21 protein-coding genes are annotated in these 25,640 nt (G+C 71.4%); 12 read left to right on the top strand and 9 right to left on the bottom strand.

Translation table 11 applies throughout. From position 1 onward, the window contains the following. Positions 1-30: 30 nt before the first annotated feature. On the bottom strand, positions 31-1,872 hold the full coding sequence (locus tag ACFYOB_RS16710) for an AMP-dependent synthetase/ligase (protein WP_388560461.1): 1,842 nt from the start codon (positions 1,870-1,872) through the stop codon (positions 31-33). A gap of 94 nt (positions 1,873-1,966) precedes the next feature. Between ACFYOB_RS16710 and ACFYOB_RS16705 the strand changes: the two genes are divergently transcribed. The 4 genes from ACFYOB_RS16705 to ACFYOB_RS16690 all read left to right on the top strand — a co-directional run bounded on the left by ACFYOB_RS16705 (position 1,967) and on the right by ACFYOB_RS16690 (position 7,363). Beyond that, entirely contained in the window at positions 1,967-2,695 is a 729-nt protein-coding gene (locus ACFYOB_RS16705; RefSeq protein WP_388560460.1) for a MerR family transcriptional regulator, read from the top strand. 149 nt (positions 2,696-2,844) lie between these two features. Continuing rightward, a complete protein-coding gene (locus ACFYOB_RS16700) occupies positions 2,845-3,672 on the top strand; it encodes an FAD binding domain-containing protein (protein WP_388560459.1) in 828 nt (275 codons plus the stop codon). Further along, on the top strand, positions 3,669-6,395 hold the full coding sequence (locus tag ACFYOB_RS16695) for a molybdopterin-dependent oxidoreductase (protein WP_388560458.1): 2,727 nt from the start codon (positions 3,669-3,671) through the stop codon (positions 6,393-6,395). Before ACFYOB_RS16700 ends, ACFYOB_RS16695 begins: the two co-directional genes overlap by 4 nt. Continuing rightward, positions 6,392-7,363: an antibiotic biosynthesis monooxygenase gene (locus tag ACFYOB_RS16690; RefSeq protein WP_388560456.1), complete on the top strand. Its 972-nt coding sequence runs from the start codon at positions 6,392-6,394 to the stop codon at positions 7,361-7,363. Before ACFYOB_RS16695 ends, ACFYOB_RS16690 begins: the two co-directional genes overlap by 4 nt. 70 nt (positions 7,364-7,433) lie before the next feature. On the opposite strand, the gene ACFYOB_RS16685 is transcribed toward ACFYOB_RS16690, so the two are convergent. The 6 genes from ACFYOB_RS16685 to ACFYOB_RS16660 all read right to left on the bottom strand — a co-directional run bounded on the left by ACFYOB_RS16685 (position 7,434) and on the right by ACFYOB_RS16660 (position 14,695). Beyond that, positions 7,434-9,605, bottom strand: coding sequence for a 3-hydroxyacyl-CoA dehydrogenase NAD-binding domain-containing protein (locus ACFYOB_RS16685; protein WP_388560454.1), 2,172 nt, complete (start codon positions 9,603-9,605; stop codon positions 7,434-7,436). 50 nt (positions 9,606-9,655) lie between these two features. Then, positions 9,656-10,870 carry an acetyl-CoA C-acetyltransferase gene (locus ACFYOB_RS16680; protein WP_388560452.1) on the bottom strand — a complete coding sequence of 405 codons (1,215 nt, stop codon included), beginning with the start codon at positions 10,868-10,870 and terminating at the stop codon, positions 9,656-9,658. Between the two features lie 29 nt (positions 10,871-10,899). Further along, a complete protein-coding gene (locus tag ACFYOB_RS16675; protein ID WP_388560450.1) occupies positions 10,900-12,042 on the bottom strand; it encodes an acyl-CoA dehydrogenase family protein in 1,143 nt (380 codons plus the stop codon). A gap of 10 nt (positions 12,043-12,052) precedes the next feature. After that, positions 12,053-13,078: an LLM class F420-dependent oxidoreductase gene (locus ACFYOB_RS16670; RefSeq protein WP_388560448.1), complete on the bottom strand. Its 1,026-nt coding sequence runs from the start codon at positions 13,076-13,078 to the stop codon at positions 12,053-12,055. After that, positions 13,078-14,208 carry a CaiB/BaiF CoA transferase family protein gene (locus ACFYOB_RS16665; protein ID WP_388560446.1) on the bottom strand — a complete coding sequence of 377 codons (1,131 nt, stop codon included), beginning with the start codon at positions 14,206-14,208 and terminating at the stop codon, positions 13,078-13,080. Before ACFYOB_RS16665 ends, ACFYOB_RS16670 begins: the two co-directional genes overlap by 1 nt. Positions 14,209-14,302: 94 nt before the next feature. Next, the gene (locus ACFYOB_RS16660; protein WP_388560444.1) at positions 14,303-14,695 is read right to left on the bottom strand and encodes an MmcQ/YjbR family DNA-binding protein; all 393 of its coding nucleotides are present in this window, start codon (positions 14,693-14,695) and stop codon (positions 14,303-14,305) included. A gap of 223 nt (positions 14,696-14,918) precedes the next feature. On the opposite strand from ACFYOB_RS16660, the gene ACFYOB_RS16655 reads away from it, so the two are divergent. Then, positions 14,919-16,562 (top strand): hypothetical protein, encoded by a 1,644-nt coding sequence (locus tag ACFYOB_RS16655; protein WP_388560442.1) that lies wholly within the window; start codon positions 14,919-14,921, stop codon positions 16,560-16,562. A gap of 128 nt (positions 16,563-16,690) precedes the next feature. After that, positions 16,691-17,908 carry a saccharopine dehydrogenase family protein gene (locus tag ACFYOB_RS16650; RefSeq protein WP_388560441.1) on the top strand — a complete coding sequence of 406 codons (1,218 nt, stop codon included), beginning with the start codon at positions 16,691-16,693 and terminating at the stop codon, positions 17,906-17,908. 44 nt (positions 17,909-17,952) lie between these two features. Here ACFYOB_RS16650 and ACFYOB_RS16645 read toward each other — a convergent pair whose 3' ends face one another. After that, positions 17,953-18,633, bottom strand: a complete 681-nt coding sequence (locus tag ACFYOB_RS16645) for an endonuclease V (RefSeq protein ID WP_388560439.1) — start codon at positions 18,631-18,633, stop codon at positions 17,953-17,955. 26 nt (positions 18,634-18,659) lie between these two features. Between ACFYOB_RS16645 and ACFYOB_RS16640 the strand changes: the two genes are divergently transcribed. Further along, complete coding sequence (locus ACFYOB_RS16640; RefSeq protein ID WP_388560437.1) at positions 18,660-18,959, top strand: YciI family protein; 300 nt, start codon at positions 18,660-18,662, stop codon at positions 18,957-18,959. 49 nt (positions 18,960-19,008) lie between these two features. Next, positions 19,009-19,497 carry a GNAT family N-acetyltransferase gene (locus ACFYOB_RS16635; RefSeq protein WP_388560435.1) on the top strand — a complete coding sequence of 163 codons (489 nt, stop codon included), beginning with the start codon at positions 19,009-19,011 and terminating at the stop codon, positions 19,495-19,497. Here the strand turns inward: ACFYOB_RS16635 and ACFYOB_RS16630 are convergent, their stop codons facing one another. Next, entirely contained in the window at positions 19,498-20,634 is a 1,137-nt protein-coding gene (locus ACFYOB_RS16630; RefSeq protein ID WP_388560433.1) for a WD40/YVTN/BNR-like repeat-containing protein, read from the bottom strand. A gap of 75 nt (positions 20,635-20,709) precedes the next feature. Here ACFYOB_RS16630 and ACFYOB_RS16625 point away from each other — a divergent pair, with 75 nt between their 5' ends. The 4 genes from ACFYOB_RS16625 to ACFYOB_RS16610 all read left to right on the top strand — a co-directional run bounded on the left by ACFYOB_RS16625 (position 20,710) and on the right by ACFYOB_RS16610 (position 25,627). After that, the gene (locus ACFYOB_RS16625) at positions 20,710-21,123 is read left to right on the top strand and encodes a (4Fe-4S)-binding protein (RefSeq protein ID WP_388560431.1); all 414 of its coding nucleotides are present in this window, start codon (positions 20,710-20,712) and stop codon (positions 21,121-21,123) included. A 179-nt stretch (positions 21,124-21,302) separates the two neighbouring features. Continuing rightward, the gene (locus tag ACFYOB_RS16620; RefSeq protein ID WP_388560429.1) at positions 21,303-21,719 is read left to right on the top strand and encodes an SsgA family sporulation/cell division regulator; all 417 of its coding nucleotides are present in this window, start codon (positions 21,303-21,305) and stop codon (positions 21,717-21,719) included. Positions 21,720-21,899: 180 nt separating this feature from the next. After that, complete coding sequence (locus tag ACFYOB_RS16615) at positions 21,900-23,537, top strand: ABC-F family ATP-binding cassette domain-containing protein (protein ID WP_388560427.1); 1,638 nt, start codon at positions 21,900-21,902, stop codon at positions 23,535-23,537. A gap of 1,118 nt (positions 23,538-24,655) precedes the next feature. Further along, positions 24,656-25,627, top strand: a complete 972-nt coding sequence (locus tag ACFYOB_RS16610; protein ID WP_388560425.1) for an acyl-ACP desaturase — start codon at positions 24,656-24,658, stop codon at positions 25,625-25,627. The last annotated feature ends 13 nt before the right edge of the window (positions 25,628-25,640 follow it).

Here is a 25,640-nt window from a genome sequence, read left to right as displayed (position 1 = left end):
TGCCGCCCACCGGAACGGGGGCCTTTCGGGTCACGGGGTCTCGTACGAAGCCCCGTAGAGGCCCTCGATCAGTGCGCCGTACTTCTCCCGGACCACGCGGCGGCGCAGCTTGAGCGAAGGCGTGAGCTCGCCCGACTCCGGGCCCCACTCCTCGGTCAGCACCCGGTACCGCTTGATCTGCTCGGTCCGGTTGAGCCGCGCGTTGGCCGCCTCGACGGCGCGGGCGATCTCCTCCCGGACGGCGGGGTGTTCGGCGAGCTCGCCGAGGGAGGCGGCTGCGATGCCCCGGGCGGCGGCCCAGGCCGGGGCCAGCTCCGGGTCCAGGACGAGCAGGGCGACGAGGTAGGACCGGGAGTCGCCGTGGACCAGGGCCTGGCCGATCAGCGGGTGTTCCTTGACGGTGTTCTCCACCAGCGCCGGGGAGACGTTCTTGCCCGTGGAAGTGATGATCAGTTCTTTCTTGCGGTCGGTCAGCCAGAGGAACCCGTCCTCGTCGAGCCGGCCGATGTCCCCGGTCGGGAACCAGCCCTCGGCGTCGGCGGCGCTCTCCACCGAGCCGTCGGGCCGCAGATAGCCGCCGAAGACGGTCTCGCCGCGGGTGAGGATCTCCCCGTCCTCGGCGAGCCTCAGCTCCAGCCCCTCGATCGGCCGGCCCACCGAGCCGAGCCGGAAGGCGTCCGGGCTGTTGACCGTGCACACGCCGGAGGTCTCGGTGAGTCCCCAGGCGTCCATGATGGTGATCCCCCAGCCCGCCCAGAAACGGACCACGTCGATCGGCATCGGCGCGGTGGCACTCGCCGTCCAGACGAGACGGTCCAGGCCCGCCAGTCCCAGCAGCGGGTCCAGTGCCCGCTCCTTCGCCGCGGCGTACGAGGCTTCGAGCGCGGCCGGTATCGCCTCCCCGCGCTCGCGGTGGCCGGCCCGGGTGCGGGCGAGGGCGTTGGCCGCCTCGATGGCGGCGCGCTGCTCCTCGGGCAGCTGGGCGAGGACGGCCCGGACGGACGCGGCGAGCTTCTCCCATACCCGGGGCACGCCGAAGAACTGCACCGGGCGCAGCTCACGGACCGCACCGGACACGGCGGAGGGGTCCGCGCACAGCCGTACGTGGGCGGCGCGCAGCAGTGGCAGGTAGATGCCGAGGACCCGCTCGGCGATGTGCGCGAAGGGCAGGTAGCAGATGTGCTCGGCGTGCTCGGGCAGTTCCACGTGCCGGTCGAGGCGGACCGCCTGGAGCATGAGGTTGCGGTGGCTGAGGCGGACGCCCTTGGGGTCGCCGGTGGTGCCGGAGGTGTAGACGACGGTGAGCGGGTCCTCGGGGCGGGTGTCCTGCCAGGCCTTCTCGAAGGCGTCGGCGCGGTGCAGCCGGGCGCCGCTCGCGTACAGGGAGCCGTACGTGCGGTGCGGGCCCGCCTCGGCGGCGTTCGCCACGACCAGCCGCTCCAGGGGCACGCCGGCGTCGGTCAGCAGCGGCTCCCACCGGGCGAGCTCGCGGGCTCCCTCGACGACGGCGACCCTGGCCCGGCTGTGGCGGGCGATGTGGGCGATCTGTTCGGGCGCGGAGGTCCCGTACACGGTGACGGGGACGGCACCGAGGTGGACGAGGGCGAGGTCGCTGAGCCAGTGCTCGGGGCGGTTGCCCATCATCAGCAGGACGTGGTCACCGCGCGCCACCCCGAGGGCGGCGTAGCCGGAGGCGAGGACGGCGGTCTGGCGGCGCACCTCGCGCCAGGTGAGGGTGGTCCACTGGGCGGCTCCGGGGCCGGCCCGCCAGGAGAGGGCGGGCAGGTCCCCGTACTCGGCCGCGTTGCGGGCCAGCAGGGAGGGGAGGGTGAGCTCCTCGGGTCGTCCGGGCAGTCGCAGGTTCGTGGTCATGGGCAGCTCCTGGCCGTTTCACATCGTTGGTGCGACAGCAATACTGTTGAACCCAAGCTGTGGAGCATGTGGAGCAGAGAGCGAGGCGCAGACGATGGCCGACCAGGCACCCGAGCCGATGCTCACCGTCGACGAGCTGGCGGCCAGGGCGGGCGTCACCGTCCGTACCGTACGGTTCTACAGCACGCGCGGGCTTTTGCCCCCTCCCGTGATCGGCCCTCGCCGGGTCGGCCACTACGGACCGGAGCACCTCTCCCGGCTGGCGCTGATCGAGGAGTTGCAGCACCAGGGCATGACGCTGTCGGCCTGTCAGCGCTACCTGGACGCACTGCCGGACGATCTGAGCGCGCACGACCTGGCGATCCACCGTGCGCTGGTGGCCAGTTGGGCCCCGGATTCGGCGCAGGAGGTCTCGCGGGCCGAGCTGGAGAAGCGGGCGGGGCGGACCCTGTCGGACACCGACGTACGGCGGCTGACGGCGATGAACGTGCTCGCCGCGTCGGCGGACGGATTCCGGGTGGACGTGGGGCTGTTGCGGCTGGGGGTCGCGCTGCTGGACGTGCCGATCGCGCACGAGACGATCCTGGCGGCCCGCAAGGTGCTGATGGAGCACACCAGGTCGGCGGCGCACGAGCTGACGGCGCTGTTCCGGGACGAGGTGTGGGGTCCGTTCACGGAGGGCGAGAGCGATCCGGAGCGGGTGGAGTCGATGAAGGCGCTGTCCGCGCACATGCAGCCGATGGTGGTGCAGGCGCTGGTGACGGCCTTCCAGCGGTCGCTGAAGGAGGAGCTGCGGGCGGCGTTCGTCTCGGGCGGGGAATGAGGACGCCGGGCCGGGCCCAGGGGCGGCCGGGCCGGCTGCGGCCGAGCGGAACGGGCCCGCCCTGAGTACGCTGGAAAGGAATCTCCGCGCCGGGCGCCGGTCGTGCCTCGGGCCGTTCACGAATGTCCTCGTGAGGGAGATCGATTCCCATGGATCTCAACACCATCACCGAAGTCGTGCGTCGGCCCGCCGACCGCCCGGGCGCGGACTGGCGCGACGGCGACGCGTGGCTCGCGGGCGGGACGTGGTTGTTCTCCGCGGAACAGCCGAGCCTGCGGCGCCTGGTCGATCTGACGGCGCTGCCGTGGGATCCCATCGTCCCGAGCGACGCCGGCCTCGAAATCGGTGCCACATGCACGATCCGCGACCTGTACGCCTTCGCGCCGCCGGCGGACTGGACCGCGGGCACCCTCATCCCGACCGCCTGCGAGGCGTTCCTCTCCTCGTTCAAGGTGTGGAACTCGGCGACCGTCGGTGGGAACATCTGCATGTCCCTGCCCGCCGGCCCGATGATCACGCTGACGGTCGCGCTGGAAGCACGGTACGAACTCTGGGCCGCCGACGGGTCGGTGCGCACCGTCGACGCCCTCGACTTCGTGACCGGGAACAACCGCAACATCCTCGCGCCCGGGGAAATACTGCGCCGTATCGACATCCCGGGGCACGCCCTGCGCAAGCGCCCCGCGCACCGCCGCTTCAGCCTGACCCGGCTCGGCCGTTCGACCGTGTTCCTCATCGGTACGCACACGCCCGGGACGAGCAATCTGCTGCTCACCATCACCGCCGGCACCACGCGTCCGGTACGGCTCGCCTTCGAGGCCATGCCCGATGCCCACACCCTGCGGCAGAGCATCGACGCCATTCCCGCCGACGTCTGGTTCGCCGACCCCAACGGGACCCCCGACCACCGGCACCACCTCACACAGCACTTCGCCGCAGAGATTCGTCGCGAAATCATGGCTGGGGGCCCGGCATGACCTACCTCGTCAACGGCAGGAGCTTCGCCGAGGAACCGGACCCCGGCCAGTGTCTGCGCACATTCCTGCGCGCGCTCGGCCACTTCGGCGTCAAGAAGGGCTGCGACGCGGGCGACTGCGGCGCGTGCACGGTCTGGCTCGACGGCCACCCCGTCCACAGCTGCATCACCCCCGCGTTCCGGGCGGAGGGCCGCGAGGTGACCACGATCGAGGGTCTCGGATCGCCCGGCGACCTGCATCCGGTGCAGCGCCGGTTCCGGGACGCCCCGGGGTTCCAGTGCGGTTTCTGCACCGCGGGGATGATCATGACGTCGGCGACCTTCACCGAGGCCCAGAAAGCGGACCTGCCGCGGGCGCTGAAGGGCAATCTCTGCCGATGCACCGGCTATCGGGCGATCGAGGACGCCGTCAAGGGCGTCACCGGCGTGCAGACGGCCGCGCCGGGAAAGGCCGTCGGAACGAGCGTCGGCGCGCCGGCGGCCGACGACGTCGTGACCGGCCGGGCCGAGTTCACGATGGACACCCGCATGGAAGGCATGCTGCACATCAAGGTGCTGCACTCGCCGCACGCGCACGCCCGGATCGTCTCGGTCGACAAGACCGCCGCGCTCGCGGTCCCCGGCGTGCGACGGGTCTACACCTGGGAGGACGTGCCGCGCAGGCGCTTCACCACGGCGATCCACACCGACCACCTCGTCGACCCGGACGACACCTACATCCTCGACGACAAGGTCCGCTTCGCCGGGCAGCGCGTCGCCGCCGTCCTCGCCGACACCCCCGGGGCGGCCGAGGAGGGCTGCCGAAGGGTGGCCGTGGAGTACCAGGTGCTGCCCGCGGTCTTCGACCCCGAGGAGGCCATGGCCGAGGGCGCGCCCCAACTGCACGGCTCGGAGGATCCGTTCGTCCGCGATTCGGTCCACAACCTCCTGCTGGAGATCCACTCGCACATCGGCGATGTCGACGCGGGGTTCGCCGCGGCCGACGTGATCCACGAAGGCACGTACTTCTCACCGCGCGTGCAGCACGCGCACCTTGAGACCCACGGCTCGATCGCCTGGATGGAGGACGGCCGGCTCAACGTCCGCACCAGTTCGCAGTCGCCGTCGATCGCGAAGGTCAAACTGTCCTACCTCTTCGCGCTGCGCCCGGACCAGATCCGGGTGTTCTGCAAGCGCGTCGGCGGCGGTTTCGGCGGCAAGCAGGAAGTCATCTCGGAGGATCTGGTCGCACTCGCCGCTCTGGACACCGGGCGTCCCGTCTGTTTCGAGTTCACGCGCGAAGAGGACTTCACCACGGCGTCGCCCCGTCACCCGATGAAGCTGACGGTCAAGCTCGGCGCGAGGAACGACGGCACGCTCACGGCGTTCCAGGTCCGCAACGTGTCGAACACGGGCGCCTACGGCAACCACGGCGGCGAGACGCTGTACGCGGGCGGGTCCGCCGTCATGATCTACCGCTGCCCCAACAAGAAGTACGACGCCTTCTCCGTCTACACGAACACCGTTCCGAGCGGCGCGTTGCGCGGTTACGGGATGACCCAGCCGGCCTTCGCCGTGGAATCGGCGATGGACGAGCTGGCCCTCGCGCTGCACATGGATCCGTTCGAACTGCGGCGCCGCAACATCGTGCGTCCCGGCGACCCGCTCGTCGCCCTGCACGACGGCCCCGACGACGTGATGTTCAACGAGGACGGACTCGCCAAGTGCATCGACCTCGTGGCCGGCGAACTGGCCCGCACGGCCGATCAGCCGTCTCCCGGCCCCGGCTGGCTCGTCGGGACCGGCGTCGCGAGCTCCCTGCACGAGACCGCGCCGCCGACCGAGCACATCTCCGAGGCCTGGGTCACGCTCGGCGACGACCTCGTCTACGAGCTGGCCGTCGGCACCGTCGAATTCGGCGAGGGCACCTCGACGGCGCACGTCCAGATCGCGGCCAACCAGCTGGGTACGACGCCGTCGCGGATCCGCCTGGTGCAGTCCGACACCGACCGCACGGGATTCGACACCGGCGCCTTCGCGAGCGCCGGACTGTTCGTGGCGGGCAACGCGGTGCTGCGGGCGGCCAACGCGGTGCGCGACCGCATTCTGGAGTTCGCCGCCGCGCACACGGGCGTCCATGTCGTGATGTGCTCGATGGACCACGAGGACGTCGTCTGCGGGGACGAGCGCGTCTCGTTGGCCGAGCTCGTCGCCCTGGCCCGGGCACGGGGCAACCGGTTCACCGCCGCCCGCAAGGCGTACGGCTCGCCCCGCAGTGTCACCTCGAACTCGCACGGCTTCCGCGTCGCCGTCCACCAGGTGACGGGCGAGGTCCGGGTCCTGTACAGCGTCCACGCGGCGGACGCCGGTGTGCTCATCAACCCCCAGCAGGTCCGGGGCCAGGTGGAGGGCGGTGTGGCCCAGGGCATCGGATTCGCGCTGACCGAGAACTTCCAGGTCGACGCGGACGGCGTGATGGTCAACCCGAACCTCCGCAACTACCGGATCCCCACCTACGCCGACGTGCCCCGCACCGACCTGCTCCTGGTGGGCTCATCGGACTCCGTCGGGGCGATGCGGTCGAAGGGGATGGCGGAATGCTGCATCAACCCGGTGGCCCCGGCGCTGGCGAACGCGATCCGTGACGCCACGGGCGTCCGCTTCCGGGAGCTGCCGCTGACCCCGGAACGGATCTACAGCCGGCTTGTCGAGAGCCAGTCGGCGCGGACGGGCCCGAGACGATGACCACCGAGGAGCATGCGGAAACCGCGGCGACGGTCATCATCGGCCGGAAGGTCCGGCCCGGCATGGAGCGGGAGTACGAGAAGTGGCAGGACCGGGTCAACGCCGCCGCCTCCGAATACCCCGGACATCTCGGCGTGGAGGTCTCCCCGCCGACGGACCTGCAACCGGACTGGGCGGTCGTCTACCGGTTCGACTCGGTGGCCCATCTGCAGGCGTGGATGAACGGCGCGACCCGGCAGAGGCTCCTCGACGCCGGCGCGCAGTACTTCGACGGTCCCGCGACCCAGCAGGTCATCGGCGGTGGCGCGCAGCCGACGGATCCGCTCGTGACCGTGGTGGTGACCCACCGCGTGTACCCGAACCATGTCGACGACTTCCTCGAATGGCAGCGCCACATGAGCGAGGAGGAGAGCAAGTTCGACGGCTTCCGCGGGACCGAGATCTTCCGCCCGATCGAGGGCCTTCAGGACGAGTGGACCACCCTGTACCGCTACGACAACGCCGAACACCTCGATGCCTGGCTGACCTCGGACAAGCGGCGGGAGCTCCTCGCCGAGGGCAAGAAGTTCGAGGACTTCAAAATGCGCACGATCGACGACTCGTTCGGCAGCTGGTTCGCCTTCGACGAGAACGGCAAGGAAGCTCCGGCGCCCTCGGAGACCAAGACCTCCATCGCGGTCTGGGTCGGCCTGTACCCGACGGTCGTGCTGCTGACGCTCGCCCTGTCTCCGCTGAAGTGGCCGCTCTGGTTCGGACTGCTCGTGGGCAACCTGCTGTCGAGCTTCATCATGAGCTTCTTCACGATGCCCCACTACGTGAACCGGCTGCTGGGGCGATGGCTGTGGCCCCGCCCGGAGGAATCGCCGGCGAAGACCAACCTCATCGGTATCGGCACCGTCACCGCACTGACCGTGTTCTGGGTCGTCGTCTTCTACCTCGTGACGCGGCAGTTCTGGACCCTGCCCTGACCGGCGCGACGCGCGCGACGCAGGGGAAGGCCGGCCGGGAGCGACCCGGCCGGCCTTCCCGGTGACCGCGCTAGTCGCTGTAGCTCTCGCCGCGCTCGGCCTTCGCCAGCAGCGACGCCGGCGGGGTGAAGCGCTCGCCGTACGCGGTGGCGAGCTCGCGGGCCCGGGCGACGAAGCCGGGCAGGCCGCCCTCGTAGCCGTTGATGTACTGGATCACGCCGCCGGTCCAGGCCGGGAAGCCGATGCCCATGATGGAGCCGATGTTGGCGTCGGCGATGGAGGTGAGGACGCCCTCGTCGAGGCAGCGGACGGTGTCCAGGGCCTCGGAGAAGAGCATCCGCTCCTTCATGTCCTCGAAGGGGATCTCGGCGTCCGGCTTGGCGAAGTGCTCGCGCAGGCCGGGCCAGATGCGGGTGCGCTTGCCCGCCTCGTCGTACTCGTAGAAGCCGGCCCCGCCGCTGCGGCCCGGGCGGCCGAAGTCGTCGACCATCCGGTCGATGACGGTGTCGGCGGGGTGCTCGGCCCACGCCCGGCCCTCGGCCTCGAAGGCCTTGCGGGTCTCGTTGCGGATCTTGCGCGGCAGGGTCAGGGTGAGCTCGTCCATCAGGGAGAGCACCTTGGCCGGGTACCCGGCCTGGGCCGCGGCCTGCTCGATCGAGGCGGGCTCGATGCCCTCGCCGACCATGGCCACGCCCTCGTTGATGAACTGGCCGATGACGCGCGAGGTGAAGAAGCCGCGCGAGTCGTTGACCACGATCGGGGTCTTGTTGATCTGGCGGACCAGGTCGAAGGCACGGGCGATGGCCTCGTCGCCGGTCTGCGCACCCTTGATGATCTCGACCAGCGGCATCTTGTCGACGGGCGAGAAGAAGTGCAGTCCGATGAAGTCGACGGGCCGCTTCACGCCCTCCGCGAGCCCGGAGATCGGCAGCGTGGAGGTGTTGGAGCAGAGCAGGGCGTCGGGAGCGATGACGTCCTGGATCTCCTGGAACACCTTGTGCTTGAGGGCGGTGTCCTCGAAGACGGCCTCGATCACGGCGTCGCAGCCCGCCAGGTCGGAGACCGAGGCGGTCGGGGTGATCCGGGCGAGCAGCTCGGCGCGCTGGGCCTCGGTCGTACGGCCGCGCGAGAGCGCCTTGTCGAGCAGCTTCTCGGAGTACGCCTTGCCCTTGGCGGCGGCCTCGGCGCTGACGTCCTTGAGCACCACCTCGATGCCCGCGCGGGCACAGGAGTAGGCGATGCCCGCGCCCATCATGCCCGCGCCGAGGACGGCGACCTTGCGGACCTTGCGGGGTTCGACGCCCTGCGGACGGCTGCGGCCGGCGTTGACGGCCTGGAGGTCGAAGAAGAACGCCTGGATCATGTTCTTGGCGGTCTGCCCGGTGACCAGCTCGGTGAAGTAGCGGGCCTCGATGGTCAGAGCGGTCTCGAAGTCCACCTGGGAGCCTTCGACGGCGCAGGCCAGGATGTTGCGCGGCGCCGGGTACGGGGCCCCGTTCAGCTGCTTCTTCAGGCTGGCCGGGAAGGCGGGGAGGTTGGCGGCGAACTTCGGGTTCGACGGCGTGCCGCCGGGGATCCGGTAGCCGGGTACGTCCCAGGGCTGCTTCGACTCGGGGTTCGCGTCGATGAAGGCGCGGGCCTTGGCGAGCATCTCCTCGGGGGTGGCGGCCAGTTCGTGGACCAGGCCGTTGTCCAGGGCACGCTGGGGGCTGTACTGGGTGCCCTGGAGCAGGACCTTGAGCAGCGCGTCGGCGATGCCCATGAGGCGCACGGTACGGGTGACGCCGCCGCCGGCCGGGAGCAGGCCGAGGGTGACCTCGGGCAGGCCGATCTTGGAGCCGGGGGCGTCGAGGGCGACGCGGTGGTGGGAGGCCAGGCAGATCTCGTAACCTCCGCCCAGGGCCGCGCCGTTGATGGCGGCGACGACGGGCTTGCCGAGGGTCTCGATGCGGCGCAGCGAGCGCTTGATCTCGGTGCCGGTGTCGAAGGCCAGCTGCGCGTCCTCGGGGCGCAGCCGGATCATGTCCTTGAGGTCACCGCCGGCGAAGAAGGTCTTCTTGGCGGAGGTGAAGATGATGCCGCGGATGGAGTCCTTCTCGGCCTCGGCGCGGTCGGCTACGCCTGCGATGGAGTCCTTGAAGGCCTGGTTCATCGTGTTGGCGGACTGGCCCGGGTCGTCGAGGATCAGGGTGACGACGCCGGTCTCGTCCTGTTCCCAGCGGATCGTGGTGGACTCGCTCATGGTCTCTGCTTTCGTTTCGGAAGGTCCAGGGGGCGGGGATACAGGACGGTTCAGAGTCGCTCGACGACGGTGGCGACGCCCATGCCGCCGCCGACGCAGAGGGTGACGAGCCCGTAGCGCTTGTCCTGGCGCTCCAGCTCGTCGACGATCGTGCCGAGGATCATCGCGCCGGTGGCGCCGAGCGGGTGGCCGAGCGCGATGGCGCCGCCGTTGACGTTGACCTTGTCGAGGGAGACGCCCATGTCCTTGACGAAGCGCAGGACGACGCCCGCGAAGGCCTCGTTGATCTCGATCAGGTCGATGTCGTCGATGGTCAGGCCGGCCTTGGCCAGCGCCTTGCGGGTGGCGGGGGCGGGTCCGGTGAGCATGATGGTGGGCTCGGAGCCGGAGACCGCCGCCGAGACGATCCGCGCCCGCGGGGTCAGGCCGCTCCGCTCGCCCGCCTCGCGGGAGCCGATCGCGACGAGGGAGGCGCCGTCGACGATGCCGGAGGAGTTGCCGGCGTGGTGAACGTGGTCGATCTTCTCGACCCAGTGGTACTTCTGCAGCGCGACGGCGTCGAAGCCGCCGAGCTCGCCGATGTCCGCGAAGGACGGCTTGAGCTTGGCGAGGGTGTCGGCGGTGGTGCCCGGGCGGACGAACTCGTCGTGGTCCAGGACGAGCAGGCCGTTGCGGTCGGTGACCGGGACGACGGACTTGGCGAAGCGGCCGTCCTTGATGGCGGCGGCGGCGCGCTCCTGGGACAGGGCGGCGTACTCGTCGACGTCGCGCCGGGAGAAGCCCTCGATGGTGGCGATCAGGTCGGCGCCGATGCCCTGCGGGACGAAGTTGACGTCCCAGTTGGTCATCGGGTCGTTGAACCATGCGCCGCCGTCGGAGGCCATCGGGACGCGGGACATGGACTCCACACCGCCCGCGAGGACCAGGTCCTCCCAGCCGGAGCGGACCTTGGCGGCGGCCATGTTGACGGCTTCCAGGCCGGAGGCGCAGAAGCGGTTCTCCTGCACACCGGCGACGGTGTCCGGCAGGCCGGCCGCGATGGCCGCGATCCGGGCGATGTCGGAGCCCTGGTCGCCGACCGGGCCGACGACGCCGAGCACGATGTCGTCGATGGCGGCCGGGTCCAGCCCCGGGTTGCGCTCACGCAGGGCGTGGATGAGGCCGACCACCAGGTCGATCGGCTTGGTGCCGTGCAGGGCGCCGTTGGCCTTGCCGCGGCCGCGCGGGGTGCGGATCGCGTCGTATACGTAAGCTTCGGTGCTCACTGGTCAAGCCTTTCGGGGAGGTCTGAGCGTTAGCCGAGGAGGGAGCGGCCGATGATCTCTTTCATGATCTCGGTCGTGCCGCCGTAGATGGTCTGTATGCGGCCGTCGGTGAAGGCCCGCGCGACCCGGTATTCGGTCATGTATCCGTATCCGCCGTGGAGTTGCAGGCAGCGGTCGGCGACGCGCTTCTGCAGCTCGGTGGCCCACCACTTGGCCATCGAGGCGTGGACGTGGTCCAGCTCGCCGTTCGAGTGGTCGGTGATGCAGCGGTCGAGGAACGTACGGGTGACCGCGCACTCGGTGGCCATCTCCGCGATCTCGAACCGGATGTGCTGGAGCTTGGACAGCGGCCGGCCGAAGGCCTCGCGCTCCTTGACGTACTGGGTGGTGATCTCCAGCAGGTACTCGGCGGCCGCGATGCCGGCCATCGCGATGCCCATCCGCTCCTGCGCGAGATTGGTCATCAGGTGGACGAAGGCGCCGTTCAGCTCGCCGAGCAGGTTCTCCTTGGGGACGCGGACGTCGTTGAAGAACAGCTCGGCGGTGTCCTGTGCCTTCTGGCCGATCTTGTCGAGGTTGCGGCCGCGCTCGAAGCCCTCCGCGCCGCGCTCGACGACCAGCAGCGACAGGCCGTGCGCACCGCCCTCCGGGGTGGTCTTGGCGACCACGATGACCAGGTCGGCGAGGATGCCGTTGGAGATGAAGGTCTTGGATCCGTTGAGCAGCCAGTGGTCGCCGCGGTCCTCGGCGGTGGTGCGGATCCCCTGGAGGTCGGAGCCCGCGCCCGGCTCGGTCATCGCGATGGCGGTGATGGTCTCCCCGGAACAGAATCCCGGCAGCCAGCGGCGCTTCTGCTCCTCGGTGGCCAGCGAGGTCAGGTACGGCCCGATGATGTCGTTGTGCAGGCCGATCGCGAGCCCGGGGGCGCCGGCCCTGGTGAACTCCTCGGCGATCACGGCCGCGTAGCGGAAGTCGGTGTTCCCGCCGCCCCCGTACTCCTCCGGGACGGCCAGGCCCAGCAGCCCCTGCCGGCCGGCGGCCCGCCAGGCCTCGCGGCTGACGATGCCGTCCTTCTCCCACTGTTCGTAGTACGGCAGCACCTCCTTGGTGAGGAAGGTGCGGACGGTCTCGCGGAACGCCTCGTGGTCGGCGTCGAAGATCCGGCGTTGCATCAGGGGCTCCTTAAAGCCAGTTCTTGACGGTTTCGATCAGCCGGGCCGGCTCGGGACCGACGGGCGTGACGTTGAGCATGGTGACGCCCGCCTCGCGGAAGGCCTCGACACGCTCGCGTACGTAGCCCTCGGGCCCGCACAGCGTCATCAGCTCGCAGAACTCGTCCGGGACGGCGGCCGCGGCGTCGCGCTTGCGCCCGGAGAGGTACAGCTCCTGGATCTTCTTCGCTTCCCGCTCGTAGCCGTAGGCCACGGCGAGGTCGTTGTAGAAGTTCTTGCCGACGGCGCCCATGCCGCCGACGTACAGGGCGATCTGCGGGCGCGCCAGGTCCCGTACGGCGGCCGCGTCCTCGCCGATCGCGAGCAGGCCTCCGGCCACGGTCCGCAGCGGGCCGAGCTCCGGCGCCCTCTTGGCCGCACCCTCCGCGAGGGGGGTGCCCCAGACCGCCCGGGCCTTCTCCGGGATGAAGAGGGTGGGCAGCCAGCCGTCGGCGATCTCGGCGGTCAGGCGGACGTTGGCCGGGCCGAGCGAGGCGATGTAGACGGGGACGGCGTCACGCACCGGCCGGGTGAGGATCTTGAGCGGTTTGCCGTGCCGGCCGCCCTTCTCGGGCGGCAGCGGCATGTCGGTGATGCCGTGGTGGTCGATCGTCTCGCGGCGCCAGATGCGGCGGCACAGCTCGACCGTCTCGCGGGTCCGGCCGAGGGGCTTGTCGTACGGCTTGCCGTGCCAGCCCTCCACGACCTGCGGGCCGGAGGCCCCGAGGCCGAGCAGCGCGCGGCCGCCGGAGATCGCGTCGAGGCCCGCGGCCGTCTGCGCGATGAGGCCGGGGGTGCGCGAGTAGACGTTGAGGATCGCCGAGCCGATCTTCATCCGCTCGGTGCGGGCGGCGAGGTAGCCCATGATCGTCGGGGAGTCGAAGCCCCACGCCTCGGCGACCCACACGGCGTCGAGCCCGGCCGACTCCAGCGACGCCGCCTCGTCGGCGGCCCGGCGCGGATCGCCCGCGTAGTCGAGCATCATCGACAGTTCCATCAGGCACCCTTCCCGGTCAGGCCCGGTACGTCCCAGTCACGAGCCACGGATTCAGTGTCCGCCCCGGGCTGGGCGGGGCCGCCGGTGACGGCGGCCGGGGTCGCCGAGAAGCGCGGCGCGGGGGCGGGCTGGGTGATCCCGCCGAAGTCGGTGAAGGTGGAGCGGGCCGCGAGGTGCGGGTGGTGCGGGGCCTCGCGCAGCGAGAGCACGGGCGCCACGCAGGCGTCGGTACCCTCGAAGACCTCCGTCCACTCCTCGCGCGTACGGGACTTGAACCGTGCGGCCACGGCCTCGCGAAGCTCGCCCCACCGGGCGAGGTCCTTACGGGCCGGGGCCTGCTCCTTGATGCCGAGGAGCTCGGTGAAGGTGTCGTAGAACTGCTGCTCCAGGGCGCCGACCGCCATGTACTGGCCGTCGGAGGTCTCGTAGGTGCCGTAGAAGGGGCAGCCGCCGTCGAGGAGGTTGACCCCGCGCCGGTCCTGCCAGCCGCCGGCCGCCATCATCCCGTGGATCATGGCGGTGAGGTGGGCGGTGCCGTCGACGATGGCCGCGTCGACGACCTGGCCCGCGCCGCCGGGGGTACGGGCGTGCTGGAGTGCGGCGAGGACGCCGATCACGAGGTAGAGCGAGCCGCCCGCGTAGTCGCCGACCAGGTTGGCGGGTACCGCCGGGGGCTCGCCCGGGTTGCCGATCATGCCCAGCGCTCCGGTGACGGCGATGTACGCGATGTCGTGCCCGGCGGTGTGGGCGAGGGGGCCCTCCTGGCCCCAGCCGGTCATCCGGCCGTAGACCAGCTTCGGGTTGCGGGCGTGGCAGTCGGCCGGGCCGACGCCGAGCCGCTCGGCGACGCCGGGGCGGAAGCCCTCGATGAGGACGTCGGCCCGCTCGACGAGGTCCAGGACCCGGGCCGGGCCGTCGGCGGACTTGAGGTCGACCAGGACGGAGCGCTTGTTGCGGTTCGTGACGTCGTAGGCCGGATCGACCGCGAGCCCGCCACCGCCGGGCCGGTCCACCCGTACGACGTCCGCCCCCAGGTCGGCCAGGAGCATGGCGGCGAACGGGCCGGGGCCGATGCCCGCCAGCTCGACGACGCGCACTCCCGCGAGCGGGCCGTTACCTGTCACTGCCATCGAGCCCCCAGCATCCTTAGCCGCACGGTGTGACACAACTGATGTAACACCAGCGATGCTAGGAACGTGTTCCACTCAGCACAAGAGCAAGCGCTTAGCCATTTGCCTGGATCCGGGCGTCCAGCTCCGTGACGTGCCGCTTGAGCGCCACGGTGCGGTAGCTCTCCTCCACCCACTCGCACAGCACCTGCACGGAGGGCGCCCCCTTCTCCCCCAGCGGAACGGAGACCCAGCCGGACCGGCCCAGGCCGTATCCGGTGGGCTCCGCGCCGGGCGCGGCCATCGCGTGCCCGTGCAGCGCCTCGTCCTTGAGCTTGACGGACAGGCCGGGCGGCTGCGGTCCGTCGGCGTTCCCCAGGAAGACGAAGATCTTCTTGTTGACCTTCACCACGCAGTCCTCGGGACCCCACGGGTGGTCCTCCGCGGCCTCCGGCAACCCGCGGGCGAATTCCCGTACCGCCTCCCACTTGCGCACTGCGGACTTCATCGGCGCCTCCAGTCGATCGTCTCCACACGCTAGCGGAGCCCGGTGGGACATTCGGGGCAAGACCGCACCAGCCGGGCGGGGCGCCGCATGCGCCGGGGAACTGCTGTTTCCAGCCACACATATCCACTGATCATCTGCCCGGAGTCTGTGTACTCTGGGCGAGCTTTCGAACCTGTTCAAGCGTTAACAGAAAATGGGGGGGCCGGTGCGCAATCGCCGACTCATGCTTTCCGCTGCCGCCATCGTCGCGGCCGGCGTCGGTCTCGTCCCGGGTGTCGCAAACGCGACGGGCCCGGGCGGGGCCAAGGGGACGGGCAGCCAGGGGGTCGCCGTTCCCGACCTCGACCTGACCGAGGCCAAGGCCAAGGCGTACGGCGCCGAAACCTTCTCCAGCCCGGCGTCCAAGACGGTCCACCCGGCTGCCAAGGGCAGCAAGCAGGCCGCTCCGCAGACCGAGGGAACGGCCACCGTCGACCCGACGGTCGACCTCAAGGCCGGGGCCACCAGCGCCCACGCGATCAAGCTGGACATGACGTTCACCACCGACCCGAACGCCTCGATCAGTTCGGTCATCGAGTGGGGCGACGGCCAGACGTCGTCGACGCCGGCCTACCCGACCGCCCAGACGCTGGACCACAGCTACGCCCACGCCGGTGTCTACACCGTCAAGGTCAGCCTCATCGAGGGCACCACCCTCCGGGGCACCAACGAGATCGTCGTCCGCACCGCGGGCAACGAGTTCACCCCGCACGCCCCGACCCGTCTGCTCGACACCCGCACCGGCGGGGCCGCGACCAAGGTGCCCGCCTACGGCACCGCCCGCGTCAAGGTCGCCGGCGCCGCGCAGATCCCGGCCGGTGTGACCGCGGTGGCCCTCAACGTCACCGTCACCAACCCCACGAAGGCCGGACACGTCCGCGTGTACGCGGAGGGCGGCGACCTGCCGACCACCTCGAACGTCAACTACACCCCGGGGCAGACCGTCCCGAACCTGGTGCTCGCGTCGGTCGGCGAGAACGGCTACGTGGACATCTACAACCACGGCGACGGTGCCGTCGACCTCATCGCCGACGTCACGGGCTACTTCTCCAAGACCGCGGCCAGCGGCTACACCTCGGTCGACCCGAGCCGCGTCGTCGACACCCGCGAGGGCCTCGGCACGGGCCAGGGCCAGGTCGCGGGCTACGGCACCTTCAGCACCCAGATCACCGGTCGCGCCGGCGTCCCGTCGACCGCGAAGGCCGTCGCGCTCAACGTGACCGTCACCGAGCCGAAGTCGGACGGGCACCTGAACGTCTACCCCTCCGGCAGCCAGGCCCCGACCGCGTCGAACCTGAACTTCACGGCGGGCCAGACCATCGCCAACTCGGTGATCGTCCCGATCGGTCCGGACGGCAAGATCAGCATCCGCAACGGCGCCTGGGCCGGCACCCACGTGGTGGTCGACGTCGTCGGCTACTACAGCCCCGAGAGCCAGAGCGCGCTCATCCGCTCCTTCCCCAACCGCTGGTTCGACACCCGCGAGTGGGACGGTCCGCTGGGGGGCCGCGGCTACATCTACGGCCGTGTCGGCGGCGGCGACCCGAACGTCACCGCTCTCGTCCTCAACGCCACCGTCACCAACACCGCGGGCACCGGTTTCCTCACCGTCTCCCCGGACCCGAACTCCTGGAGCGCCTACGAGGGCGGCTGGGAGACCTGGCCAACCCCGCCGAACTCCTCCAACCTCAACTGGACCCCGGGCAAGACCGTCCCCAACCTGGTCCAGGGGAGCTCCGGCACCAACAACGTCATCGACTTCTGGAACATGGGCTACCAGTCCACCGACCTCGTCGTCGACACCTTCGGCTTCTACGCCAAGAACTGACCCGACTGCAGGTGTCCGACACGGCGCCCCGGGACCGGCCCATTCGGGCCGGCTCCCGGGGCGCCGTCCGTTCCGCTTGCGCGTCACGCTAGCCTCGGCCACCGACATCAGCTGGGAGGAGCGGTTTCATGAACGCACAGGTTCGGCAGGACCGTCCGCAGGACGCGGAGCATCCGGAACGGGCCTACGACGTCGTGCTCTTCGGCGCGACCGGGTTCGTGGGGGCGCTGACCGCCGAGTACCTCGCCGCGCACGCGCCCGCCGGCTGCCGGTGGGCCCTCGCGGGCCGGGACCTCGCGAAGCTGGAGCGGCTGCGCGACCGGCTCGCCGTGATCGATCCGGACTGCGCGGGGCTCCCGCTGCTGCGGGCTGACGCGGCGGACACCGCGGCGGTACGCGAACTGGCCGCGTCCACACGGGTGCTTGCCACCACCGTGGGCCCCTACGTCTGGTACGGCGCGGAACTGGTCGCCGCCTGCGCGGAGGCGGGCACGGACTACGTGGACCTCACCGGAGAACCCGAGTTCGTGGACCGGATGTACGTCGAACACGACGCGCGGGCCCGGGAGACCGGGGCGCGGCTCGTGCACGCCTGCGGCTTCGACTCGATCCCGGCCGACCTCGGGGCGTACTTCACGGTCGGCCGGCTGCCCGAGGGCGTCCCCCTGACGGTCGACGGGTTCATGCGGTCCAACGCGCTGTTCTCGGGCGGGACCCTGGCCTCCGCGCTGACCGCCCTGAGCCGCGGGCCGCAGACCCTGGCGGCCGCGCACGCCCGCCGACTGCACGAGCCCCGGCTGCTGGGGCGACGGGCACGGGGACCGGTGGGGCCGCCGCGGTTCAGCCGGGAGACCGGTACCTGGGCGCTGCCGCTGCCCACGCTGGACCCGGCGATCGTGGCCCGGTCGGCCGCCGCCCTGGAGCGGTACGGCCCGGACTTCCGCTACCGGCACTACGCGTCGGTCAAGCACCTCCCGGTCGCGGTGGGCGGGACGGCGGCGCTGGGCGCGACGGTGGCCCTGGCCCAGGTCCCGCCCGTCCGGCGGTGGCTGATGAACCGCTGGGAACCGGGTCAGGGGCCCGACGCGGAGCGGCGGGCGCGCAGCTGGTTCACGGTGCGGTTCGTGGGCGAGGGCGGCGGCCGGCGGGTGTTCACCGAGGTGGCCGGCGGCGACCCGGGGTACGGGGAGACGGCGAAGATGCTGGCGGAGTCGGCGCTCTGCCTGGCCTACGACTCCCTGCCGAAGGCCGCCGGACAGCTGACGACGGCCGTGGCGATGGGCGACGCGCTGATCACCCGACTGCAGAAGGCCGGGATCAACTTCCGGGTGGTGGACGCCCGCTGACGCATCCCCGGGGCCACCCGTCAGCCCGTCACCCGGTCACCCGGTCACGCCGTCGCCTCGCGCAGGGCGCGGCGGCACAGGGAGTCGGCGTGCCGGGTGGTCTCGGGGATCCGGAAGCGGGGGCTGAGGGCGAGGGCGTGTGCGCAGGCGTTGTCCAGCGAGACGCGGTGCCCGACGGACACGTAGACCGGCTTGATCCCGTCCTGGGTCCGCAGCGCCCGGCCGACCTCGGCGCCGTCGGCGGCGACCAGCGGGGCGAAGTCGCCGCGCCGGGCACCCGGTTCCTCGTAGGTGAAGGTGAACGGGTTCTTGGCGACCCCGATGGCCGGGAGCCCGGTGACCACGCCGAGGTGGCAGGCGAGGCCGAAGCCGCGGGGGTGGGCGAGCCCGTAGCCGTCGCAGACGACGAGGTCGGGCGCGGCGGTCAGGGAGTCCAGGGCGGCCAGTACGGTCGGCAGTTCACGGAAGGCGAGCAGCCCGGGCACGTAGGGGAAGCTGACGTGCCCGACGGCGGTGGCCTCCTCGACGACCTCCAGGGTGGCGGCGTCGAGCACCACAGCCGCGGCGGCGACGAGGTCGCGTTCGTCGTCGTAGGCGACGTCCACTCCCGCGACCAGCCCGCGGCCGGGCGGCGGGCCGGGCTCGGTGAGCACGACCTGATGGCGTAGTTCGTCCTGTATCGCCCGGGCCTCGGCCTCGTCGGCGGGGGTCTTCGTACTCGTCATGATGGAGCGAGAGTAGCCTGGCGATCATGTTCGTCATGGAGCTCACCTACATCGCGCCCATCGAAGCCGTCGAAGACGAGATGGACGCCCACGTCGCCTGGCTGGACGGCCACTACGCCTCGGGCGTCTTCCTCGCGTCGGGCCGCAAGGTGCCGCGCGACGGCGGCGTGATCCTGGCCGGCGGGGTCTCCCGGGCGGAGATCGAGAAGATCGCTTCCGAGGACCCCTTCACCTTGGCGGGCGTCTGCTCCTACCGCATCACGGAGTTCATCGCGACGAAGACGTCGGCGGACCTCGCGACGGTACGCGAGAACCCGGTGGCGTGAGGCCCCGGCCCCCGAAGCCGTCGCCCACCGTCCGCCAAGGGAGACAGACATGACCGCCCCCGTCCGCCCGCGGCTCGCGGCCCCAGAGGACATACCCGAGTTGATCCGGCTGCGCGCCGTCGCCCTCGCCTCCCTGGGGGTGGACCCGGGGCCGGCCGACGCCGCCTGGCGGCAGACCGCGTACGACTGGTTCGCCGAGCGGGTCGGCGAGCACCCCGGCATGCGCTGCCTGGTCGTGGGCGGCGCCCCCGGTGAGCCGCTGCTGGCCACCGGGATGGCCTGGGTGACGTACCACCTGCCGAGCCCCCGATGGACCGACGGCAGGCGCGGTTACCTCGACGGCATCGTCACCGACGGGCCCGCCCGGGGACGCGGCCACGGGCGGGCGATCGTCGACGGCCTGGTCGGCTGGCTGGAGAGCATCGGCATCGGCTACGTCCAGCTGCACGCCAGCGAGGACGGCGAACCGGTCTACCGGGCGGCGGGCTTCACCTCCGGCCGCTACCCGGGCATGGACAGGTTCACCGCGACTGCCTGATCAGCGGCGCTCCAGCCGGGCCACCCGCCCCTTCTCCCCCGACGCCCAGCAGCCGGTGTCCGCGGCGCAGTCGACCGTGTCGAACGACCCGGCGTCCAGCGGCCGCCAGCTGCGGCCGCCGTCCACGGTCACGTCCGTGCCCGTCGGACCCACCGCCAGCGCGGTGCCGCCGCTGTACGGGTACCAGGCCGCGCCGGAGCGGTAGGCCGGCGGCGGGGCCGCCGCCTGGCGCCAGCTGCGGCCCCCGTCGGAGGAGACGGCCGCGGCCTGCGGGGAGGCCTGCCCGGCGCGGTAGTCGCCGCCGACCGCGAGGCCCCTCGTACGGTCCCGGAAGGCGAGGGCGAAGACGCCCCGCGCCGGGTCGCCCGCGGGGACGGTGGACTCGGTGGCCCGCCAGGTCAGGCCGCGGTCCGCGGAGTGCAGCACCCGCGCGGTCGCCCCGCCGCCCGTGGCCAGCCAGACGTCGCGCGGGCCCGCGCTGACCAGGCACTGGCCGCTCGCCGCGAAGCCCGCCTCGCCCGGCAGCGCCGCCGGCATGCCCTCGCCCGGCAGCACCCGCCAGCTCCGCCCGCCGTCGTCGGTCGACAGGATGCGGAAGCGCCCGTCCACCGGGTCGCTCATCGCCAGCCCGTGCCGGGAGTCGAAGAAGGTGAGGCAGTCGTAGAAGGCGCGCGGGTCGGGGTTGCGGAAGGCCTCGGTCCAGGTGGCGCCGCCGTCCTCGGTGCGCAGCACCCTGGAGGCCTCGCCCTCACCGATCGACAGGGCGACGGCGCGCCGCGCGTCGAAGGCCTCGATGTCGCGCAGCTCCAGCCCTTCCGCGGCCGCGCCCGGCGGCGAGACGTCGCCCCAGGTGCGGCCGCCGTCGACCGTGCGCAGGACGGTTCCCTTGGAGCCGGCCACCCAGGCCGTGGTCCGGCTGACGGCCGACAGTCCCCGGAAGCGGACGTCCTTCCCGGTGTCCTTCAACGCCCATCGCGCACCGTGCAGTTCCGCCTCCGCCGACTCCGCGCCCGCGGACGCCCCGCCGGACGAACCGGCGGACGACCCGGCGGACGAACCGGCGGATGCCTGAGCGGGCGCCGCCAGCAGCCCCACCGCCAAAACCGCCGCGCACATGCCAACTCCCAGAAGTCTCATGGCGCCGGAAGCTAACGCACCCCCCGATTCGCCGTCCAGGGTGCGTCGCGGCCCCCGTCTTCCTAGATTGGGCCCATGCCCTCCAAAGAGCCCAAGGCCTACGACGGCAAGCTCGTCACCGTCACCTACGAGACCGGCCGCTGCCTGCACGCCGCCGAGTGCGTGCGAGGACTGCCCGAGGTGTTCGACTCGGGCAGTCGCCCCTGGGTCCAGCCGGACGGCGCCGGTCCCGAGCGGGTCGCCGAGGTGATCCGGCGCTGCCCCTCGGGGGCGCTCCAGTACCGGCTCGCGGACGGCCCGACCGAGGAGCCGGACCGGCCGACCACCGTCGTGCGCGACCCCGCCGGCCGGCTCGTGCTGCGCGGCGACCTGAGTGTGACGAGTCCGGACGGCACCGTCCGCAGGGAGACCCGGGCCATGCTTTGCGCCTGTGGAGTGAGCGGTAACCAGCCCTTCTGCGACCTCTCCGGAACCTGCCACTCCGACTGATCTTCCCGCCGTCACGCCTCCCTGATGGTCACTCTGTGCGATCACACAGGCAGGTTCCGGCCAATCGGTGACACAGCTCACGTCACCTCCCATGCACGGATTTGCCGATTCCGGCGTCTATCGGGTTGCCGGGTTTCACCCCACAGCCCGGCAGCAGATCCGCCGCAAGGGAGTGAGCCTTGATCACTGTCATCGAGCAGGCCGTACAGGCCCGTCTGGTCGCCACCGCGCCGAAGGTCGAGATCATTCCCGTCACCCTCTGTTACGACCGAGCGGATCCTTTCGCCGTGCGCATGGCCTTCCCCGCCCCGGCCACCCTGGAGGGCATCGAGGTCTCCTGGACCTTCGCGCGCGAGCTGCTGGAATCCGGACTGGACTGCCCGTCGGGCGGCGGCGACGTGCGCGTGCGCCCGTACGACGCCGACCGGACCACGATCGAGTTCCACGCGCCCGAGGGCGTGGCGATCGTGCTCATGGCGACGGCGGAGCTGCACCGGTTCCTGGAGCGGTCCCGGGCCGTGGTTCCACCGGGCCTGGAGCACCTCTACCTCGACATGGACCACAGTCTGGCCGAGCTGATGCGCGACACCTGCTGAGCCACCGGTCCCTTAATTCGTTTGCGGGCGGCCGCGGCCGCCCGTAGCTTCGTGATCGCCCCATTGCCGCCGAAACGGAGCAGGACATTGCTCGTCTGAGGTTCGAGACAGCGACACACCATCTGAGCGTCGACTGTCTCCCCGCGTTGCATTCACCACTCACGCAACCTGGAGGCCTCCATGAGTCACGCCCCTGCCTATGTCACCTGCTCCGCGCTCTCCTTCGACTGGCCCGACGGAACCTCCGTCTTCGACGGGTTCCAGCTCGCCGTCGGCCCCGGCCGTACCGGCCTGATCGGGCTCAACGGCTGCGGGAAGTCCACCCTGCTGAAGCTCATCGCCGGTGAACTGACCCCTTCCGAGGGCCAGTTGTCCGTCGCGGGCAGCGTCGGATACCTCCCCCAGAACATCACCCTCGACACCGCGCTGCGCGTGGACGAGGCCCTCGGCATCCGGACCGTCCGGACCGCCCTGCACGCCATCGAGGCGGGGGAGGCCACGGAGGCGAACTTCGCCGCCGTGGGGGACGACTGGGACGTCGAGGAGCGGGCGCGGGCCACCCTCGACCAGCTCGGTCTCGTCCGCATCGGCCTGGACCGGACCGTCGGCGAACTCTCGGGCGGCGAGTGCGTACTGCTGCGGCTGGCCGCCCTGCTGCTCGCGCGCCCCGACGTCCTGCTGCTGGACGAGCCCACCAACAACCTGGACCTGCAGGCCCGGGGCCGCCTGTACGCGGCGGTCGAGTCGTGGACCGGAGTGATGGTCCTGGTCAGCCACGACCGGGAGCTGCTGGAGCGGGTCGACCAGATCGCCGATCTGCGCGACGGCGAAGTCCGCTGGTACGGCGGGAACTTCACGGACTACGAGGAGTTGCTCGCCGCCGAACAGGACGCGGCCGAACGGATGGTCCGGGTCGCGGAGGCCGACGTACAGCGACAGAAGCGCGAACTCGCCGAAGCCCAGGCCAAATTGGCGCGGCGCAAGCGCTACGGCCAGAAGATGTACGACACCAAGCGCGAGCCGAAGATCGTGATGGGCGCCCGCAAGCGGGCGGCGCAGGAATCGGCGGGCAAGCACCGCATCATGCACACCGAGAAGCTGGCCCAGGCCAAGGAACGGCTGGACCACGCGGTGGAGGCGGTGCGCGACGACGACGCGATCCGGATCGACCTGCCCGCCACCCAGGTCCCGCCGGGCCGGCGCGTACTGACCCTGAGCAATCTGCGCCTGGCCCACGGGGCAGCCGTACGGGGCGAGTGGGAGCTGCACGGTCCGGAGCGGGTCGCGCTGGTGGGCCGCAACGGCTCGGGCAAGACCACGCTGTTGCGGACGGTCGCGGGGCTGCTGGCGCCGGAATCCGGCACGGCCCTCACCCATGTGACCACGCGGTTCCTGCCGCAGCGGCTGGACGTGCTCGACGAGAGCCGTTCGGTGGTGGAGAACGTGGCGCGGTTCGCCCCGCAGGCCACGAACAACCTGATCCGGGCGCGGCTGGCGCACTTCCTGTTCCGGGGCGGCCGGGCGGACCGGCCGGCCGGCACCCTGTCCGGCGGCGAGCGCTTCCGCGCGGCGCTGGCGGCGCTGCTGCTGGCGGAGCCCGCTCCGCAGCTGCTCATGCTGGACGAGCCGACGAACAATCTGGACCTCGCGAGCGTGCGGCAGTTGACGGACGCGCTGGAGTCGTACGAGGGAGCGCTCGTGGTGGCCAGCCACGACGTGCCGTTCCTGGAGTCGATCGGCATCACCCGGTGGCTGCTGCTGGACGGCGAGCTGCGGCCCACCACGGCCGAGGAGGTCCGGGAGACGCTGTGGCACTGACGGGGAGTGCTTCGCGCGACGAGTGCGAGTGATGCGAGGGCGGCGGTTTCCGCACTGAGCAGGGACCGGCCGACGGAGCGGCCACCGCCCGCACAGTGGCCGCCGCCCACGCAGTGGCCGCCGCCCGCACAGTGCGCGTACCCGCGCAGTGGACACCGCCCGCGCAGTGGGCGGCACCCGCGCAGTGGGCGGCACCCGCGCAGTGGGCGGCACCCGCGCAGTGGGCACCGCCCGCACAGTGCGCGGCACCCGCGCAGTGGACACCGCCCGCACAGTGCGCGGCACCCGCGCAGTGGACACCGCCCGCACAGTGCGCGGCACCCGCGCAGTGGACACCGCCCGCACAGTGCGCGCTACCCGCGCAGTGGACACCGCCCGCACAGTGCGCGGCACCCGCGCAGTGCACACCGCCCGCACAGTGCGCGCTACCCGCGCAGTGCACACCGCCCGCACAGTGCGCGCTACCCGCGCAGTGGACACCGCCCGCACAGTGCGCGCTACCCGCGCAGTGGGCGGCACCCGCGCAGTGGGCGCTACCCGCGCAGTGGGCACCGCCCGCACAGTGCGCACCGCCCGCACAGTGCGCACCGCCCGCGCAGTGGGCGGCACCCCCGCAGTGGGCGGCACCCGGCAGGCCTGTAGGGCAGCTCGGCTTCAGCGCCTCGGGCGGTGTCCGCCGCGGCGGCTTCCCGGGCGGGGCGGGCAGTCCTTCGCGTACGCCGCGGAGCGATAGGCCGACGGGGCAGCTCCACGGCTCGATGCCGCGGACTCGCACTGAAGCCGCTTCGGCACCGCGGGCCACTGGAGCGGCTGCGCCCGCCGGCGCTGCCGGCCGCGGCCTCGCGCGATCGCGTCCGCGCCATCGCTTCCCCTTCGGCCGTGACGCCGAGGGCAGGGCGCACGCCGGTCTCCGCCGTCAAGGCGGGAGCCGCGGACCACCTGCCGGCGTGACTTTGGCTCGTCGATTCACGCTCGAACGCTCCCCAAACTGCACAGATAACCGGACGTAACCGGACATAGGCAGGGGTGGGGCTTGGCTGGGTCTTAATGTCGCGCTTAACCTACGACTCCGTAGGCTACGGAACCGTAGGTAATTCGCTTTGCACCCAGGAGTACCCGTGACGATCACCTCTCCCCACCTCGGCAGCTCGGAGGCGTGGACGGACGCCAAGCTGCTGTTCGCGCTGGAAGAGGTGGTCGAGAAGGAACTCAACCGCCATCTGAAGGTCACCAAGGACTGGATGCCCCACGAGTACGTCCCGTGGAGCGACGGCCGGAACTTCCCGGGATTCTTCGAGGACGGCGAGGCCTGGGACCCGCAGCAGTCCAAGGTCACCGACATCGGCAAGATCGCGCTGGTCGTGAACCTGCTGACCGAGGACAACCTCCCCAGCTACCACCACGAGATCGCCTCGCTCTTCGGCCGCAACGGCGCCTGGGGCACCTGGGTGCACCGCTGGACGGCCGAGGAAGGCCGCCACGGCATCGTGATGCGCGACTACCTGCTGGCCTCGCGCGCCGTGGACCCGGACAAGCTGGAAGCGTTCCGGATGCAGCACATGTCGGAGGGGTTCGAGTCCGACAACCGCCACTCCATGCTCCACTCGGTGGCGTACGTCGCCTTCCAGGAGCTCGCCACCCGCATCTCGCACCGCAACACCGGCCACCAGTCCGGTGACCCGGTCTGCGACCGGATGCTGGCCCGCATCGCGCAGGACGAGAACCTGCACATGGTCTTCTACCGCAACCTGCTGGGCGCGGCCTTCGAGCTCGCCCCGGACCTGACCATGCAGGCCGTACGGGACGTCGTCGTCAACTTCCGGATGCCCGGACACGGCATGCCCGGCTTCGAGCGGATGGCCGCGCAGATGGCGATCGGCGGGGTCTACAACCTGCGGATCCACCACGACGACGTGCTGAGCCCCGTGATCCGCTTCCTGAAGATCATGGACATCGACGGCCTGGGCCCGGAGGGCCAGAAGGCCCAGGAGGAGCTCGGCCTCTTCATGAACGGTCTGGACGCCGAGGCCCGCAAGTTCGACGAGCGCCTGGCCGCCCGCGCGGCGCGTCTCGCGGCCCGCAAGGCCTGACCGATTCCCGCTC

This window comes from Streptomyces sp. NPDC006463 (genome assembly GCF_042870715.1).
Taxonomy (GTDB): domain Bacteria; phylum Actinomycetota; class Actinomycetes; order Streptomycetales; family Streptomycetaceae; genus Streptomyces.
The sequence above is the reverse complement of the archived record's forward strand: the minus strand, read 5'-3'. Positions and strand labels throughout refer to the sequence as shown.

Excerpts from the sequence above, each read along its gene's own strand:
- ACFYOB_RS16710 (WP_388560461.1), bottom strand. The coding sequence starts at position 1,872 with ATGACCACGAACCTGCGACTGCCCGGACGACCCGAGGAGCTCACCCTC.
- ACFYOB_RS16705 (WP_388560460.1), top strand. The coding sequence starts at position 1,967 with ATGGCCGACCAGGCACCCGAGCCGATGCTCACCGTCGACGAGCTGGCG.
- ACFYOB_RS16700 (WP_388560459.1), top strand. The coding sequence starts at position 2,845 with ATGGATCTCAACACCATCACCGAAGTCGTGCGTCGGCCCGCCGACCGC.
- ACFYOB_RS16695 (WP_388560458.1), top strand. The coding sequence starts at position 3,669 with ATGACCTACCTCGTCAACGGCAGGAGCTTCGCCGAGGAACCGGACCCC.
- ACFYOB_RS16690 (WP_388560456.1), top strand. The coding sequence starts at position 6,392 with ATGACCACCGAGGAGCATGCGGAAACCGCGGCGACGGTCATCATCGGC.
- ACFYOB_RS16685 (WP_388560454.1), bottom strand. The coding sequence starts at position 9,605 with ATGAGCGAGTCCACCACGATCCGCTGGGAACAGGACGAGACCGGCGTC.
- ACFYOB_RS16675 (WP_388560450.1), bottom strand. The coding sequence starts at position 12,042 with ATGCAACGCCGGATCTTCGACGCCGACCACGAGGCGTTCCGCGAGACC.
- ACFYOB_RS16670 (WP_388560448.1), bottom strand. The coding sequence starts at position 13,078 with ATGGAACTGTCGATGATGCTCGACTACGCGGGCGATCCGCGCCGGGCC.
- ACFYOB_RS16665 (WP_388560446.1), bottom strand. The coding sequence starts at position 14,208 with ATGGCAGTGACAGGTAACGGCCCGCTCGCGGGAGTGCGCGTCGTCGAG.
- ACFYOB_RS16660 (WP_388560444.1), bottom strand. The coding sequence starts at position 14,695 with ATGAAGTCCGCAGTGCGCAAGTGGGAGGCGGTACGGGAATTCGCCCGC.
- ACFYOB_RS16655 (WP_388560442.1), top strand. The coding sequence starts at position 14,919 with ATGCTTTCCGCTGCCGCCATCGTCGCGGCCGGCGTCGGTCTCGTCCCG.
- ACFYOB_RS16650 (WP_388560441.1), top strand. The coding sequence starts at position 16,691 with ATGAACGCACAGGTTCGGCAGGACCGTCCGCAGGACGCGGAGCATCCG.
- ACFYOB_RS16645 (WP_388560439.1), bottom strand. The coding sequence starts at position 18,633 with ATGACGAGTACGAAGACCCCCGCCGACGAGGCCGAGGCCCGGGCGATA.
- ACFYOB_RS16640 (WP_388560437.1), top strand. The coding sequence starts at position 18,660 with ATGTTCGTCATGGAGCTCACCTACATCGCGCCCATCGAAGCCGTCGAA.
- ACFYOB_RS16635 (WP_388560435.1), top strand. The coding sequence starts at position 19,009 with ATGACCGCCCCCGTCCGCCCGCGGCTCGCGGCCCCAGAGGACATACCC.
- ACFYOB_RS16630 (WP_388560433.1), bottom strand. The coding sequence starts at position 20,634 with ATGAGACTTCTGGGAGTTGGCATGTGCGCGGCGGTTTTGGCGGTGGGG.
- ACFYOB_RS16625 (WP_388560431.1), top strand. The coding sequence starts at position 20,710 with ATGCCCTCCAAAGAGCCCAAGGCCTACGACGGCAAGCTCGTCACCGTC.
- ACFYOB_RS16615 (WP_388560427.1), top strand. The coding sequence starts at position 21,900 with ATGAGTCACGCCCCTGCCTATGTCACCTGCTCCGCGCTCTCCTTCGAC.